Consider the following 15,216-nt stretch of genomic DNA (forward strand, 5'->3'; position numbering starts at 1 on the left):
CGGCGTGGTGCTCGCGGTGGTCGTCGCGGCGATGAGGTACGACCTGGACCTGAGTCCCTCGCCCGCCGCACCACTGGTCGCGGTCGGCGTCGCGGCCGTCGCCGCGATGATCGGTTATGGGATGGCGACGGCGCTGCCACCGCGTATCGCTCAGCTCCTCACCCAGGTGCTGGTGTTCGTGATCCTGCTCTTCAGCCCGATCACGTTCCCGTCGACGGTGCTGCCGGGCTGGCTGTCCACCCTCCACGAGGTGTTGCCGATGGAGCCGATGGCGGACCTGGTCCGCGCCAGTCTGGCACCCGAGGTGTTCACCGTGTCGGCCGATCAGGTCGCCGTCGTGATCGGCTGGGGACTCGGCGCGACCGCTCTCACGCTGGCGCTGATGTCGCGCCGAGCGTGAGCTCACACGTCGGCGAACGCGGCCGTGAAGGTGGCGATCGCGATCACGACACCCACCCACGGGCCGATGAGCCCGAGAACCAGAGCGGCGATCCCGGACCCCACGCCGCGCCGATGAGAGATCGCTACACACCCCTGGATGATCGCCCACAGCCCGAACCCGAACCACACCAGCAGCAGGTTCGCCAGCCCCAGCGACATCAGCACCGCGATGTTCCCACCGTCGGAGGCGTCGAGGGCCGAGGGGGTGAACATCGCCCCGATGACGAGGGCGTTGACGATCGATCCGATCAGCGCCACCGCGCCAGCGGCGAGCGCTACCCGGCCGAGCGTGGGGGTGGCGGGCCGAGCCGGTGGTGCGTAGCCGCCGTAAGCGCCGGGTGCCGGGTAGCCGCCGGCGGATCGGTGGGCGGGGTTCCACGGCGGGGCGTCCTCGGCCTGCCCGTAAGGAGCCTGCCCGTACGGGGCCTGCGAGGCGTGGCCCTGCTGGGAGCCCTGGTCGCCCCACGGAGGAGTGGTCGGCTGCGTCACCGGACCATTGTCGCCGACCGCAGGGCCCATGCCGCTGCCGATGGCCGGGAGATGTACCCGCCGGTGGGATACTCGTGGCGGCAGCGATGACCCCCACGGAGCGGATGATGACCGACGACACCGAGTACCGGATCGAGCACGACACGATGGGGGAGGTGCGGGTCCCGAAGGCGGCGAAGTACCGGGCGCAGACGCAGCGCGCCGTCGAGAACTTCGCGATCTCGGGCGTACCGATCTCGCGCCACCACATCGCTGCCCTGGCCCAGATCAAGCGTGCGGCTGCGCTGGCCAACGCCGAGCTCGGGGTTCTCGACGAGGATCGGGCCGCGGCGATCGCGGCCGCCGCCGATCGCGTGATCTCCGGTGAGTTCGACGGCGACTTCCCGATCGACGTGTTCCAGACCGGGTCCGGGACGTCCTCGAACATGAACACCAACGAGGTGCTCGCCACCCTCGCGACCGAGGCTGGAACCGAGGTGCACCCCAACGACCACGTCAACGCGAGCCAGTCGAGCAACGACGTGTTCCCCGCCTCGATCCACATCGCGGCGACCGAGGCCGTGATCTCCGAGCTGCTGCCTGGGTTGGACCTGCTCGCGACCTCACTGGAGGCGAAGGCTAGCGAGTTCGCCGGCGTCGTGAAGTCCGGTCGCACCCACCTGATGGACGCCACCCCGGTGACGCTCGGCCAGGAGTTCGGCGGCTACGCGCAGCAGATCCGCAACGGCATCGCGCGGGTCGAAGCAGCCCTGCCCAGGCTGGCCGAGCTGCCCCTGGGGGGCACCGCCGTCGGGACGGGGATCAACACCCCGGCCGGGTTCCCGCAGCGCGTGATCGCGCTCGTGGCGGAGAACACCGGGCTTCCTGTGACCGAGGCACCCAACCACTTTGAGGCGCAAGGCGCGCAGGACTCGCTGGTCGAGGCGAGTGGGGCGCTGCGCACGATTGCCGTGTCGCTGGTGAAGATCTGCAACGACCTGCGCTGGATGGGCTCCGGCCCGCGCACCGGTCTCGGCGAGATCGCGCTGCCCGACCTGCAGCCCGGCTCCTCGATCATGCCCGGCAAGGTCAACCCCGTGATCCCGGAGGCCACGCTGATGGTGTGCGCCCAGGTGATCGGCAACGACGCCACGATCACCTTCGCCGGTGCCTCTGGCTCCTTCGAGCTCAACGTGATGCTGCCGGTGCTTGCGCGGAACCTGCTCGAGTCGATCAACCTGCTCGCGAACTCCTCGCGCGCGCTCGCCACGAAGTGCGTGGACGGGCTCACCGCGAACGAGGACCGCTGCCGTGAGCTCGCGGAGTCCTCGCCCTCGATCGTGACGCCGCTGAACCGCGTGATCGGCTACGAGGCGGCGGCGAAGATCGCCAAGCACTCCGTGGCCGCCGGCCTGACTGTGCGTGAGGCCGTGATCGACCTCGGCTACGTCGAGCGTGGCGAGGTGACCGAGGAACAGCTCGACTCCGCCCTCGACGTGATGTCGATGACGCACCCGTAGGGCGCGTGCAACAGAGTCGACGCTCGATGAGCTGAACCGGGCCTCGCAACCGGTTGCCACGCCATCGAGCGCCGACTTTGTTCCAGTTCAGCTGAGCAGCTTGCTGAACCCCAGGTCGGTGAGGTGGCGGTAGGAGAGGGCGAGGGCGTCGAACTCGTCGACGCCGTAGGTCGCGTCCTGCTCCACGAACGCGTGCGGGGCACCGATCTCGACGGCGGTGCGCACGATCGCCTCCATGTCCAGTGTTCCTTCGCCCACCTCGGCGAACTGCACACCGAAGAGGGCTTCGCGTACCTGGCTCGGGTCGCCGGCGCGCAGGGCCTCGTAAGCCTCGGTGCTCGGGAGCGCGAGACGGTAGTCCTTGAGGTGCACCAGCGCGACGCGGTCGCCGTAGTGCCGCAGCGTCTTGACCGGGTCGAGGCCGCCGCGGTGGATCCAGTGCACGTCGAGCTCCAGCTGCACCAGCGGGGCGGTGTCGAGGATGACGTCCAGCACGCGGTCGCCGCCCACGCGGGCGAACTCGATCGCGTGGTTGTGGAAGCACAGCGTGACGCCGCGCTCGGCCAGGATCGGGGCTGCCTCATTGGCCTGCTTGGCTGCGGCGCGGATCGTGTCGGCGTTCTCGTATGCCTCTGCGCCGAACATGCCGATGCGGACGAACTGACTGCCGAGCTGCACCGCCGCCTCCGCCACGCCTATCGCGTCCTGGGTCAGCGAATGGCCGTCATCCGAGAGCAGCGGTGCGCTGGTGGCGTCCACCGACACCCCGAACTCCTTCGAGGCCGCCGCGATCTCCGTCACGTTCTCCGGTGTCATCGGCACTGCAGAGATCTCGATGGACCGATAGCCGATCTGCGCCACACGGCGGAACGTCTCGGTGATGCCGAGCTCGGCGAATCGTGTGCGGAGAGTGAATCCTTGAGCCCCGATGGTCGTCATGGGATGACGCTAGGTGCGAGTGGACGCCATCGCACCGGCTTGCCGCGTGTTGCCCGCGCCGACGTCAGTCGAGCAGGTCCGCCGGCGTCACCGTGACCGGGAACGGGCGCGCAGCTGCCCAGGGCTGAGTGCCGGTGACGTTGGCGACCTCGCGGTACTCGCCGTCGTGGAGCTCGTAGGCGATCAGGTGCAGGTCGGCCGGATCCACCAGCCAATACGAGGCGATCCCGGCACCCTGGTAACGACGCAGCTTGAGGTTGCGATCGACGGTCGCCGTGCTGGGGGAGAGCACTTCGACGGCGAGCAACGGCGGGCCTGGGAGGTTCTTCTCGCCGAAGGCTGCCTTGGGTGCCACCAGCAGGTCGGGCTCGACCACGGTGTCCTCGGCAAGGACCACATCGAGCGGGGCGATCATCACCCAGAGGCCAGGCGGGCAGTGGGCATCGAGGAGCCGCGCCAGCAGAAATTGGACACGCTGGTGGCGAGGTCATCAGCCCGCCAGGGGCCGGGGACCTGCAGGGTCACTGCCATGAGGCTCATCGTCCACCACCTCCGCTCGAATCGCCACCATCCGAGCCTGGCAGGAACCTCCAGACCGCCGCTGACGCTATCCACAGGTGCGTGCCGCACTCAGCCCCGTGACGTCTCCTCTTCCCCGCCCGCCGCGCGGCGGGCGAGGACGAACAGCAGGTCCGAGAGGCGATTGAGATAGCGGCGAGCATCGCCGCCTACGTGAGCTCCGCCGTCGGCGGCTGCGATCGCGAGCCGCTCGGCTCGCCGGGCGACGGTGCGCGCGAGATCGAGCGCAGCCTCGGTCGGGTTCGAGCCGGGAACCAGGAACACCGGCCGCAACGGGCGGACCTCGAGCTCGTCGTCGATCTGCGCCTCCAGGCCGGCGACCATCCCCGAGGTGACGCGGGAGACACCGTCCTCCAGCTTGTCGCGGCGCTCCGGGTGGGTGGCGAGGTCGGCGCCGAGCACGAACAACTCGCGCTGCAGCGCGAGCAGCTCGGCGGCCAGCTCAGAATCCTCGCAGCCCGCCCTGGCCACCCCGAGCACTGCGGTCAGCTCGTCGACCGCGCCGTAGGCGTCGACGATCGCATCCGCCTTCGACACTCGGCCGCCATGGAACAAGCCAGTGGTGCCGTCGTCGCCGGTGCGGGTGTAGATGGAGGTCGGCATGGTGCGAGCATGCCACTCGGCGCTCGCCGGGTCAGATGAACGGACGCCGGTCGAGCACGAGCCGCAGCGGCGTGCCGGTCCAGATCGACCCCGGCACGGCACGCTGGAGCTCCGCCACGGCGCACAGTCCACCGAACGCGGAGTGGACGTCGTCGAAGGCAGTACTGGACACGTACTCGCCGTCCGCCAGCAGTGCAGCAGCCCGATCCACCAAGAGCTCCAGAGCAGCTGAGACCTCGTCGAACCGATGGTCGCTCTGGCGTCTCGCGCGGCTGAGGCAGAACACGAGATCGGCATCCTTGAAGCCGAGGTCGGTCTCGATGAACGAACCGGCCGAGTCGTGCAACAGCATCAATGCCGTGTCGATGACCCTCTCGGGGTAGGGCCAGGGCAACCTCAGGTAGTCGTACACGAAGTGGTAGTGGAACGCGCCGCCGAGGTTCCCGAACAGCCCGGGCCAGACGTCCGGGCGCAGGATGTGGCCGACGCGCCACATCCCGGTCGCCGGGTCCACCTCCGCGTCGAGCCAGCCGATGAACAGTGACAACCAGGTCAGGTCAGCCGCGCCCGTGATGATGAGCGCCGACGCCGCTCCCGCGAGATCGTGCGACGCCGGCCACGGGTGGTCCCAATCGCGGCTCTCCATGAAATCGCCCAGCTCCTGCAGACCCCGGAGCCTGTCCATGAACGTCAGCGGGTGGCGAGGGCGGGCGTCGAACAACTCGAGCGCCGCCACGCAGTGCGCAGTCGTGTGGAAGTCCGAGTGCACCGCGTTGGGAAAGACGCCGGTCGACGGGTCCTGCAGCGACTGCAACTGCTCCACCCACGCGGCCCGCTCGCCCTCGCCCGCAGGGAACGCCCCGAGCGTGTACAGGATGTTGGCGGCGTCCGCGCACCCGTAGGCATCGGCGATCGACGGGTCCACGCCCTCGCGGCGCCGATGGCGCGCGTAGGCGCCAGGCGGTCCGATCCGGTAATCCGCCAGCCATGCCCGCAGATCCTGCGCGTACCCGGTCAAGTCGTAGGTGTACATGCGCCCCCTCGGGTCGACACGCTAGTGCATCGTGCGCCCGCGTCCGATCGGCAACAATGGCCCTCACAACTGCACACGCGCCCCGGGGCCAGGGGAAGTCGGTCGAAACCCGACGCTGACCCGCAACCGTAGATCGCCCACGGCGATGAGCCGGATCGCCTGCCCGGAGCGAGAGGAACCCACCGCCGAGGTCTGCGGCCGGGCCCACCAGATCGAGCGGCGCGCGACGCCGCTCGATCTGCCGGGCTGCGCCGTCGACCATGAACGAGAGTCGACCACATGACCAGGACAGCCGCCCGCCTCACCTCCACCCTGTTCGGGGCGGCGACCCTCATCGCCTCGGCCGCGATCGTCGCCGGTCCGGCGAGCGCCGACACCGCGCCGGAGTGCCCCGACGGCGTGCTCGTGGTCGTCGACTTCACCGACCTCGGCGGGGAGGTCGAGACGGGCTGCGCCGAGGGCGATCCGGAGTCCGGGCGGGCGGCGCTCGAGGCGGCCGGGTTCACGCCCGAGGACTCCTCGCCCGGTCTGATCTGCACGATCGATGGCCAGCCCGACCCGTGCCCCACCGAGTTCGACGGCAACTACTGGGCGTACTGGCAGGTGGTCGACGGCGAGTGGGAGGCCTCCATGATCGGCGCCGATGAGGCCGACCCCGCTCCCGGTGGCATCGAAGGTTGGCGCTACAACGACGGCTCCGTGCCCCCGCCGCTGCCGGCTGCCGGAGGCGAGGCGAGCGACGACACGGCCACCAGCGACCCAGCGACCGATGACACCACCTCCGACGACGCCGCTACCTCCGACTCCGATGACTCCGGCGGCATCAGCCCGGCGCTCTGGATCGTGATCGGCGTGGTTGTGGTCGCGATCGTGGTCGGCGCCGTCGTCCGCGTCACGGGTGCGCGCGCCGAGCGGGCCGCCGGCCCCGAGCAGAAGGGCGGCGACGCCGCCACGAAGGAGTGAGCATGACGGCGGTCGCCGAGCGCGCTTCGGGCCGGCAGGTTGCCTCGTTGCACCCGCTCGCCTGGTGGGCCTGGGCGCTCGCACTCGCCGCTGCACTGAGCCGGGTCACCAACCCGGTCGCGGTGGTGCTGCTGGCAGTTGCCGTGATCGTGGTGGTGCTGACCTGCCGCTGCGACGGCCGCTGGGGCCGCGCATTCCGCGGTTACTTGATCCTCGCGGGGATCGTGGTGGTGGTTCGGGTCGTGTTCCATCTCCTCGTGGGGGTCGACGGCGGTGGACCGGTCCTGCTGGATCTGCCCCGCATCGACCTGCCACCCTGGGCGGGTGGGCTGGACCTGCTGGGTCCGGTGCGCGTGGGCGGGTTGCTGAGTGCGGTCTACGGCGGCCTCGCGCTCGGCGCGCTGTTGCTGTGCTTCGGTGCCGCCAACTCGCTCGCCGACCCCGTGCGGGCACTGCGCAGCCTGCCCGCCGCGCTGCACCCGATCGGCACCGCGGTGGTCGTGGCGGTCACGGTGGCGCCGCGGCTCGTGACCTCGTTCGCGCGGGTGCGGCGGGCGCAGCGGCTGCGCGGCGTGCCCGCGACCGGCTGGCGCGGGCTCACCGCCACCGTGGTCCCGGTCCTGTCCGACTCCCTCGACCACGCCCTCGCGATGGCCGCCTCCATGGACTCCCGCGGGTACGCCCGCAGCGTCTCAGGCCGGCGCGACGTGGGGGTCGCACTGACGCTCGCGCTCGCCGCCGCCGTGGTCGGCACCTATGGGCTCCTTGACGGGCAGGCACCGCGCTGGCTCGGTCTCCCGATGCTGGCCGCTGGCGCCGCGGTGGCGATCGCCGCGGGCTGGGTCGCCGGGCGACGCTCGCAGCGCACCCGTTACCGCCCCGACCGCTGGGGGTCGGCCGAGACATTCGTGGCCGCCTGCGGGGTCGCGGCGGCCGCCGTGGCGCTGCTCAGCCCCGAGCTGCGCCTCACCGGCATACCCGGCCCGCCTCCGGTCGCGTGGCAGGCGCTCGCGGTCGCGGTCCTCGCGGCCCTTCCGGCCATGCTGGGGAGGCCGCGATGATCGAGCTGACCGACGTCACCCTCACCTACTCCGGCGCGACGGCGCCGGCCCTGCACAACGTGAGCCTCGCCGTCGAGCCGGGAGAGCTGCTGCTGGTGGTCGGCGGGACCGGATCGGGCAAGTCGACGCTGCTGAGTGCGATCACGGGCGCCTTCCCGCACAGCACCGGGGGCGAGCTGCGCGGGACCCTGCGCGTGGCAGGGCGCGACACCCGCAAGCACCGGCCGCGGGACCTGGCGGATGTGGTGGGCGTGGTCGGGCAGGATCCCGAGGCCACGTTCGTCACCGGCACCGTGGAGGAGGAGCTCGCCTACACCCTGGAGCAGCTGGGGCTGCCCGCGGCCGTGATGCGCACCCGGGTGGAGGCGACGCTCGACCAGCTCGGGCTGGCGCACCTGCGGTCCCGACCGCTCGAGACGTTGTCCGGCGGCGAGCAGCAGCGCGTCGCGATCGGGGCTGTGCTCACCGCTCACCCTCAGGTACTCGTGCTCGACGAGCCCACCTCCGCCCTCGACCCGGCCGCCGCCGAGGACGTCCTCGCCGCCGTGCATCGGCTCGTGCACGATCTCGGCCTCACGGTGGTCCTCGCCGAGCACCGCATCGAACGCGTGGCCGGGTTGGTGGATCGAGTGGCGTTGGTCGCCGACGGCGGTGTGCGGGTCGGTCTGCCAGCCGAGGTTCTCGCGGACTACTCGGGAGCACCGCCCGTGGTTGGGCTCGGGATGCTGGCCGGCTGGTCGCCGGTCCCGGTCACGGGGCGTGAGGCGCGCCGACGCGCGCCGTCGCTGGCGGATCGGGTCGGCCCGGCGCCGCCACCCGCTCCCGCGGCCACGAGCTCCACCCTGCTCGAGGCACGCAACGTGAGCGTGCGGCACGGGGCGACCACCGCCGTCAGCGGCGTGGATCTCGACCTCCACACCGGCGAGGTGCTCGTGATCATGGGGCGGAACGGCGCCGGGAAGTCGTCGCTGCTGTGGGCGCTGCAGGGCTCGGGGAAGCGGGCGGCTGGCACGGTGCGGCTCATTGACGGCGCCGACACCGCCTCGCTCACGCCCGAGCAGGCGCGGTCACGTGTGGCGCTGCTGCCACAGCCCGCATCCGATCTGCTCTACCTCGCCGACGTCGCCGCCGAGTGCAACGCTGCCGATGGCGGCACAGGCCGGGCGCGCATCGAGCTCGACGCCCTCGTGCCCGGGATCGCCGACGAGACCAACCCCCGGGACCTCTCCGAGGGGCAACGCCTCGCTCTGGCGCTCGCGATCCAGCTCAGCGCTGACGCCTCGGTGGTGCTCCTCGACGAACCCACCCGCGGGCTTGACGCCGAGGCCAAGGCGGCACTCTCCGCCCGGTTGCGCGCGCTCGCGGAGCAGGGGCGGGCGGTGGTGGTGACGACCCACGACGTCGAGTTCGCTGCCACCTGCGCCGACCGGGCGGTCGTGCTCGCGGGCGGTGAGATCGTGGCCGATGGTCCGGCTGCCGATGTGCTGCGCGCCTCGCCGATGCTCAGCCCGCAGGTCGCGAAGGTGCTCCCGGACGCCGGCGTGCTCACGGTTGCTGACGTCGCCGCCCGACTGGACAACCACGATGGGTGAGGCCATCCCGCTGACCGGGCGCTCCGCCGTCGTGCTGGCCCTGGCGACCCTGGCCGGGGTGATCGCGTTCTGCTGGCCGCTGCTGGTCGATACGGGCGCGGTCCTCGACGACGCGACGGTCGCGCCGCTCGTGCTCGGCGTGGTGCTGCTCGGCGTGCTGGCTGCGGTGCTGGTGGCGTTCGGTGAGGACGGGCTCGATGTGCGCGCCGTCGCGATGCTCGGGCTGCTGGCAGCGGTCGGGGCGGTGCTGCGGCCGCTCTCGGCCGGCGCCGCGGGCATCGAGACCGTGTTCGTGCTGGTGATCCTCGGCGGGCGGGTGTTCGGCGCCGGATTCGGGTTCGTGCTGGGGGCGACCACGCTCTTCGCTTCGGCCCTGCTGACCGGGGGAGTAGGCCCGTGGCTGCCGTTCCAGATGCTCGCCGCCTCCTGGGTGGGCCTGGGCGCCGGACTGCTCCCGCGGCTGCGCCGCCCCGGTGGCTGGGGTGAGATCGCGATGCTGTGTGGCTACGGCGTGGTCGCGGCGCTGGTGTTCGGGCTCGCGATGAACCTCTCGTTCTGGCCGTTCACGCTCGGGGTGGGAAGCGACCTGTCGTTCGTGCCGGGCGGGGAGCTGGGGGAGAACCTGCGCCGCTTCCTCACCTTCACCGTGGTCACGTCGCTCGGATGGGACATCGGGCGGGCCGTCACCACAGTGGTGGGGATCGTGGTGATCGGCCCGGTTGCCCTCCGCCTCCTGCGCCGCACCGCCACCCGCGCCCGCTTCACCCCCTCCTGATCTCAACGCTCTTCTGGCATCGGGACACTTTCAACGCTCTTTCGGCGCCGCCGAGTCCAGGGCAGCCGCTGCCGAAAGAGCGTTGAAGCCTTCGTCAGGACGGAAGAGCGTTGAAGCTTCGTGGGGCCGGATCAGCGTTGAAAGTTGTGAGGGGGTCAGACGTTGCGGCGGTACTTGCCGCCGACGGCGAAGAGGGCATCCGTGATCTGGCCGAGGCTGGCCACGCGGACGGTGTCCATGAGGACGTCGAACAGATTCTCGCCCGCCAGCGCCGCCTGGCGGAGCCGGTCCAGGGCGGCCGGAGCCGCATCAGCGTGGCGCTCCTGAAACTCCGCCAGCCGGCGCACCTGGCCCTGCTTCTCCTCTTCGCTGGACCGCATCAGCGCGACCGGCGCGCGTTCCTCCTCGCCCTCGGGGGCGCGGAAGGTGTTGACGCCGATGATCGGGAGCGAGCCGTCGTGCTTGCGCATCTCGTAGACCATCGACTCGTCCTGGATCTTGCCGCGCTGGTAGCCCGTCTCCATCGCGCCGAGCACGCCGCCGCGCGCGGAGATCTGCTCCAGTTCGGCGAGCACCGCCTCCTCGAGCAGATCGGTGAGCTCGGTCAGCACGAACGAGCCCTGGTTGGGGTTCTCGTTGAGCGAGAGGCCCCACTCGGAGTTGATGATCATCTGGATCGCCAACGCGCGCCGCACCGACTCCTCGGTGGGGGTGGTGATCGCCTCGTCGTAGGCGTTGGTGTGCAGGCTGTTGGCTGAGTCGTACAGCGCGATCAGTGCCTGCAGCGTGGTGCGGATGTCGTTGAAGGCGATTTCCTGCGCGTGCAGGCTCCTGCCCGAGGTCTGGATGTGGTACTTCAACTTCTGGGACCGCTCGTTCGCCTCGTAGCGGTCCCGCATCACCACGGCCCAGACTCGCCGTGCCACCCGCCCGAGCACCGAGTACTCGGGATCCATGCCGTTGCTGAAGAAGAACGACAGATTCGGTGCGAAGTCGTCGATCGCCATGCCGCGCGCCAGGTACGCCTCCACGTACGTGAAGCCGTTCGCCAACGTGAAGGCCAGCTGGCTGATCGGGTTCGCGCCGGCTTCAGCGATGTGGTACCCGCTGATCGAGACCGAGTAGAAGTTCCTCACCTCGTGCTGCACGAACCATTCCGCGATGTCGGCCATCACGCCCAGCGAGAAGTCGGTGGAGAAGATGCAGGTGTTCTGCCCCTGGTCCTCCTTGAGGATGTCCGCCTGCACCGTTCCCCGTACACGCCGCAGCGCATCGGCGCGCACCGCTGCGGTCTCGTGCTCCGACGGCGCCCGCCCGTGCTCGCCCTCGAACGCATCGAGCTGCTGATCGATCGCGGCGTTGAGGAACATCGCCAGGATGGTCGGTGCCGGCCCGTTGATCGTCATCGACACCGACGTGGACGGCGAGCACAGGTCGAACCCCGCATACAGGGCCTTCATGTCGTCCAACGTGGCGACCGAGACCCCCGAGTTGCCGACCTTCCCGTACACGTCCGGTCGCTCGGCCGGGTCGTTGCCGTACAGCGTCACCGAGTCGAATGCTGTGGAGAGCCGCGTTGCCGGCTGGCCTTCAGCGAGATAGTGGAAGCGACGGTTCGTCCGTGCAGGATCGCCTTCACCGGCGAACATCCGGGCCGGGTGCTCATCGGTGCGCCGTCGGGCAAACACGCCTCCGGTGAAGGGGAAATGGCCGGGCAGGTGCTCGCGGCGCAGCCAGGTGAGCAGGTCGCCATCATCGTGAAGCCGAGGGAGGGCCAGCCGCGGCACCTTCGTTCCCGAGAGCGAGATCCCCGGCTCTGCCTCGCGAGCCGAGGCGGCCTGCTCGGGCCAGGCGTTCAGCAGATCTCGCGCCCACGGCGCGATCTCCTGCCCGACGGCGGAGCTCACCTCGGTCAGCTCGCTCACCTCGAGTCCACGTTCAATCAGCTCGGCCGCGGCGCCGTGCAGGTGCTGGGCACGCCTCACCTGGGCCGCCTGCTCCGCGGTCGCATGGTGGTATCCGCGCACCGCGGCTGCCGACTCGGCCAGGTGCTGCACGCGGCTGGCGGGTATCAGTGGCGACACCTGGGTCGAGACCCGTACCCCTGCGTTGCCCAGCGCGAACCGTGAGGTGTCCAGTCCGTGCCCGGCGAGCGCCTCCCGCAGGAACGCCCAGAGCCCCGTGACGCCGTCGTCGTTGAACCGCGAGGCCACGGTGCCGAACACCGGCAGCTCCTCCGGCGGCGTGGTCCACGCCTCGCGCGAGCGAGCGACCTGCCGCCGCACGTGCCGCAGCGCGTCCGGCGCGCCCGCACGGTCGTACTTGTTGACCACCACGGCCTCGGCGAGCTCGAGCATGTCGATCTTCTCAAGCTGCATCGCGGCACCGAACTCCGGCGTCATCACGTAGATCGGCACGTCCACATGGTCGACCACATCGGCGTCACCCTGCCCGATGCCCGGAGTCTCCACGATCACCAGCCCCGCACCCCACGCCGTCGCCGCGGCGATCACGTCATCGAGACAGTCCGGCAGACCCGACCCCGCCACGCGGGTGGCGAGCGACCGGAAGAACACGCCCTCGCCGTCGATCGCGTTCATGCGGATCCGGTCTCCGAGCAGCGCGCCGCCCCGGCGGCGCGAGGGGTCGACCGCCAGCACGGCGACCCGAACGGACTCGTCGAGGTCGAGCCGCAGCCGCCGCAACAGCTCGTCGGTGAGCGAGGACTTGCCCGCGCCACCGGTCCCGGTGATGCCGAGCACCGGAGCACCGCCGGCATGCGAGCGCAGCTGCGTCAGCAGCTGCTCATCCAACGCACCCACCTCGAGAGCCGTGATGGTGCGTGCAAGAGCCCGCCGGTCGCCGTCGAGCAATCGATCCAGCGAGGTGACCGGCGCAGGCGTGAGCGCCGGGTCGACATCAGCAGTGCTCACGACCACGTTGACCATGCCGGGCAGCCCCAGCCGCTGGCCATCCTCCGGCGAGAAGATCTTCGCCACCCCGCGCGATTCCAGCAGCGCGATCTCCTCGGGCACGATCACCCCGCCACCGCCGCCGAACACCGGCACGTGCCCGCACCCGGCGGCCGCCAGCGACTCCAGCAGGTGCGTGAAGTACTCGATGTGGCCGCCCTGGTAGGACGAGATCGCCACAGCCTGGGCGTCCTCCTCCGCGACCGCGCGGACGATCTCGGCCACCGATCGGTCGTGGCCGAGATGGATCACCTCGCACCCCTGCTGCTGCAGGATGCGTCGGATGATCGTGATCGCGGCATCGTGCCCGTCGAACAGGCTCGCTGCCGTCACCACCCGTACCGGGTGCACGGGCACGTGCAGCGGTGGTGTTCCCTCGTTCTCGACCTCGTCGTCGAGATCGCCGTCGGACATCGGCTCAGGCGAGGCGCATGATGAGGTCGTCGACCATCCGACCACGCATCGCGTCGTAGCCGGTGTCCTGACCGGCGTTCTTGAACCCGTTGCGCTGCAGCACCACCAGTGACGCCTCGTTGCTGCGGTTCAGCCGGGCGAAGATCGGCCGCTCGGTGACGACCTCGTCGAGGAACACCTGCAACGCGCGCGTGCCGATGCCGCGCCGCCAGTACTCCCGGTCCACCCAGTACCGCACGTAGGGACGTTCCTCGTCGACGAACTTCTCGATGTGACCCACCACGCCGTGATCCGGGTCGTCCGCCAGCGCGATCGTGCGCATCACCGCGGTGGGGGAGCGGCGCAGCTTCGCCCAGTAGGAGTCGAAGGCCTGCGGGTCGCTGCCGTCCTCGCTGGAGGATGATGCCATCGACTGTGCCTGCGGGTCCTGCAGGTAGGAGTAGAACGCGTGCAGATCGGCGTCCTCGACGTCTCGCAGCACGATCGCTACGGGGTTCTCGCTCATCACACCTCAGCTGTCGGTGGGCGGTCGGGCGGTCCCTTGCATGGTAGGCCCCACCGCTGCGGTGGTGGAGCCGAACCAGCGCCACAGGAGCGGTGCCGTGAGCGCGACGGCGAGCAGGAAGATGGTCTGAGTGGTCATGCCGAGGGCAGTCAACGACCCGGTGGTCGCGAACATGGTCCCGTTGACCGCGACGTCGGCGACCATCACCGACGCGCCCAGTGCGACGCCGGCGCGTTGCCGGCGCAGCACCAGGGCGATCACGGCAGGGTCGAGAAGCGTCAGCGCGACCCAGAATGCGCGTACGGGCGCAGGAAACCCCGCGTAGACAGCAGTTCCCGCGCTCGCCAGGTCCACCAGGTGCGACACCGTTCCGATGCCGAACCCCAGGACCCAGAGCCCCTGCGCCATGCGCACACCGCGCGGCATTCGCCTCCCGGTCTCACGCACCCGGCCAGGCTAACGCGGCCCCACTTTCGCCTCAGCCGGCCACCAGCGCGTCGATCTGCCCCATCGCTTCGGTCATTCCCTCGGCCATGCCCATGCCGATCATCTCGTTCAGCTGTTCGGTCGACTGGAACGTCGTCTGGACAGACATCCGCGTGCGGTCGCCGACCGCTTCGATCGCGACTGTGACGGTGCCGTAGTCCTGCGGGTCAACGGGTTCGCCATCGTCGTTCGAAAAGCCATCGCGAAAGACGAGGTGCGCGGGCGCAGTGGTCTCGACGGTGGTCCACCAGCCGTGCGAGCGCGACCCGTCGGGACCGGTCATGTAGTAGCGCGAGTCGCTGCCAGGGGTGAGGTCATGGCGGTGGAACGTGGCGGGATAGGTCGGCGGACCCCACCACTGCTCGAGCTGGCGCGGGTCGGCCCAGAGCTGCCACGCCCGCTCCGGGGTGGCGGCGAGCTCGCTCACGATCGTCAGGGTGAGGTTCTCGGTATCGGTCTCAGCGTGCAGAACAGGCATGTCAGTCTCCTTGTGTGGCGTCGTGCTCGGTCAGCAGCGCGTCGATACGCGCTACCCGGTGCTGCCACAGGCGCTCGAAGCGCTCCAGCAGCGATCTGGCCTGATGGATGACGTCGACCTCGGCGTGGACGATCTGCTCGCGTCCGCGGCGCACCTTGCGGACCAACCCGGCCCGTTCGAGCACCGCGACGTGCTTCTGTACCGCCGCGAAGCTCATCGAGTAGCGCTCCGCGAGCTCCGACACCGACTGCTCGGAGGTCAGCACCCGCGTGACGATGTCGCGCCGGGTGCGGTCCGCCAGTGCCTGGAAGATCCGATCGGCGTCGTCGTCAGAGAGCCCATGTGCAACCATCGGGTTGTACGTTACGCCGCGAGAGCGGGATGCGC

The 15,216-nt window shown here is 70.3% G+C and carries 15 protein-coding genes, 1 pseudogene and 1 riboswitch; of the genes and pseudogenes, 6 read left to right on the top strand and 10 right to left on the bottom strand.

What is annotated here, in order from left to right; translation table 11 throughout:
• The coding region (locus ACOJSN_RS14385; protein WP_420113184.1) for an ABC transporter permease at nt 1–400 on the top strand (400 nt) is incomplete at its 5' end.
• 2 nt (nt 401–402) lie between these two features.
• Here the strand turns inward: ACOJSN_RS14385 and ACOJSN_RS14390 are convergent.
• Nucleotides 403–930, bottom strand: coding sequence for a hypothetical protein (locus ACOJSN_RS14390; protein WP_420113185.1), 528 nt, complete (start codon nt 928–930; stop codon nt 403–405).
• A gap of 107 nt (nt 931–1,037) precedes the next feature.
• On the opposite strand from ACOJSN_RS14390, the gene ACOJSN_RS14395 reads away from it, so the two are divergent.
• Nucleotides 1,038–2,429 carry a class II fumarate hydratase gene (locus ACOJSN_RS14395; protein WP_420113186.1) on the top strand — a complete coding sequence of 464 codons (1,392 nt, stop codon included), beginning with the start codon at nt 1,038–1,040 and terminating at the stop codon, nt 2,427–2,429.
• An 87-nt stretch (nt 2,430–2,516) separates the two neighbouring features.
• On the opposite strand, the gene ACOJSN_RS14400 is transcribed toward ACOJSN_RS14395, so the two are convergent.
• From ACOJSN_RS14400 to ACOJSN_RS14415, 4 genes and pseudogenes are all read right to left on the bottom strand, one after another.
• Nucleotides 2,517–3,368: a sugar phosphate isomerase/epimerase family protein gene (locus ACOJSN_RS14400; protein ID WP_420113187.1), complete on the bottom strand. Its 852-nt coding sequence runs from the start codon at nt 3,366–3,368 to the stop codon at nt 2,517–2,519.
• A gap of 64 nt (nt 3,369–3,432) precedes the next feature.
• Nucleotides 3,433–3,840, bottom strand: a pseudogene (locus tag ACOJSN_RS14405) (Uma2 family endonuclease); the annotation flags it as partial.
• Nucleotides 3,841–3,998: 158 nt separating this feature from the next.
• Nucleotides 3,999–4,550 carry a cob(I)yrinic acid a,c-diamide adenosyltransferase gene (locus ACOJSN_RS14410; RefSeq protein WP_420113188.1) on the bottom strand — a complete coding sequence of 184 codons (552 nt, stop codon included), beginning with the start codon at nt 4,548–4,550 and terminating at the stop codon, nt 3,999–4,001.
• A 31-nt stretch (nt 4,551–4,581) separates the two neighbouring features.
• Complete coding sequence (locus ACOJSN_RS14415) at nt 4,582–5,583, bottom strand: hypothetical protein (protein WP_420113189.1); 1,002 nt, start codon at nt 5,581–5,583, stop codon at nt 4,582–4,584.
• A gap of 58 nt (nt 5,584–5,641) precedes the next feature.
• A riboswitch (cobalamin riboswitch) is annotated at nt 5,642–5,765 on the top strand.
• A gap of 97 nt (nt 5,766–5,862) precedes the next feature.
• Between ACOJSN_RS14415 and ACOJSN_RS14420 the strand changes: the two genes are divergently transcribed.
• Genes ACOJSN_RS14420 through ACOJSN_RS14435 form a run of 4 tightly spaced genes read left to right on the top strand, consistent with a single transcriptional unit; the run spans nt 5,863 to nt 9,974 of the window.
• Nucleotides 5,863–6,546, top strand: a complete 684-nt coding sequence (locus ACOJSN_RS14420) for a hypothetical protein (RefSeq protein WP_420113190.1) — start codon at nt 5,863–5,865, stop codon at nt 6,544–6,546.
• A gap of 2 nt (nt 6,547–6,548) precedes the next feature.
• Nucleotides 6,549–7,607: a CbiQ family ECF transporter T component gene (locus ACOJSN_RS14425; protein ID WP_420113191.1), complete on the top strand. Its 1,059-nt coding sequence runs from the start codon at nt 6,549–6,551 to the stop codon at nt 7,605–7,607.
• The gene (locus ACOJSN_RS14430) at nt 7,604–9,199 is read left to right on the top strand and encodes an ABC transporter ATP-binding protein (RefSeq protein WP_420113192.1); all 1,596 of its coding nucleotides are present in this window, start codon (nt 7,604–7,606) and stop codon (nt 9,197–9,199) included. The genes ACOJSN_RS14425 and ACOJSN_RS14430 overlap by 4 nt, the downstream gene beginning before the upstream one ends.
• Nucleotides 9,192–9,974, top strand: coding sequence for an ECF transporter S component (locus ACOJSN_RS14435; RefSeq protein ID WP_420113193.1), 783 nt, complete (start codon nt 9,192–9,194; stop codon nt 9,972–9,974). Before ACOJSN_RS14430 ends, ACOJSN_RS14435 begins: the two co-directional genes overlap by 8 nt.
• 155 nt (nt 9,975–10,129) lie before the next feature.
• Here ACOJSN_RS14435 and icmF read toward each other — a convergent pair whose 3' ends face one another.
• From icmF to ACOJSN_RS14460, 5 genes are read right to left on the bottom strand one after another with little or no spacing between them, the layout of a single operon-like run.
• A complete protein-coding gene (gene icmF, locus ACOJSN_RS14440) occupies nt 10,130–13,360 on the bottom strand; it encodes a fused isobutyryl-CoA mutase/GTPase IcmF (RefSeq protein WP_420113194.1) in 3,231 nt (1,076 codons plus the stop codon).
• A 4-nt stretch (nt 13,361–13,364) separates the two neighbouring features.
• Nucleotides 13,365–13,865, bottom strand: coding sequence for a GNAT family N-acetyltransferase (locus tag ACOJSN_RS14445; protein ID WP_420113195.1), 501 nt, complete (start codon nt 13,863–13,865; stop codon nt 13,365–13,367).
• Nucleotides 13,866–13,871: 6 nt separating this feature from the next.
• Nucleotides 13,872–14,312 carry a hypothetical protein gene (locus tag ACOJSN_RS14450; RefSeq protein ID WP_420113196.1) on the bottom strand — a complete coding sequence of 147 codons (441 nt, stop codon included), beginning with the start codon at nt 14,310–14,312 and terminating at the stop codon, nt 13,872–13,874.
• A gap of 31 nt (nt 14,313–14,343) precedes the next feature.
• On the bottom strand, nt 14,344–14,829 hold the full coding sequence (locus ACOJSN_RS14455) for an SRPBCC family protein (protein ID WP_420113197.1): 486 nt from the start codon (nt 14,827–14,829) through the stop codon (nt 14,344–14,346).
• A 1-nt stretch (nt 14,830) separates the two neighbouring features.
• Nucleotides 14,831–15,181 (bottom strand): ArsR/SmtB family transcription factor, encoded by a 351-nt coding sequence (locus ACOJSN_RS14460; protein ID WP_420113198.1) that lies wholly within the window; start codon nt 15,179–15,181, stop codon nt 14,831–14,833.
• Between the last annotated feature and the right edge of the window lie 35 nt (nt 15,182–15,216).

Origin of the sequence: Pseudactinotalea sp. (genome assembly GCF_048594945.1) — a bacterium.
Taxonomy (GTDB): Bacteria; Actinomycetota; Actinomycetes; order Actinomycetales; family Beutenbergiaceae; genus Pseudactinotalea.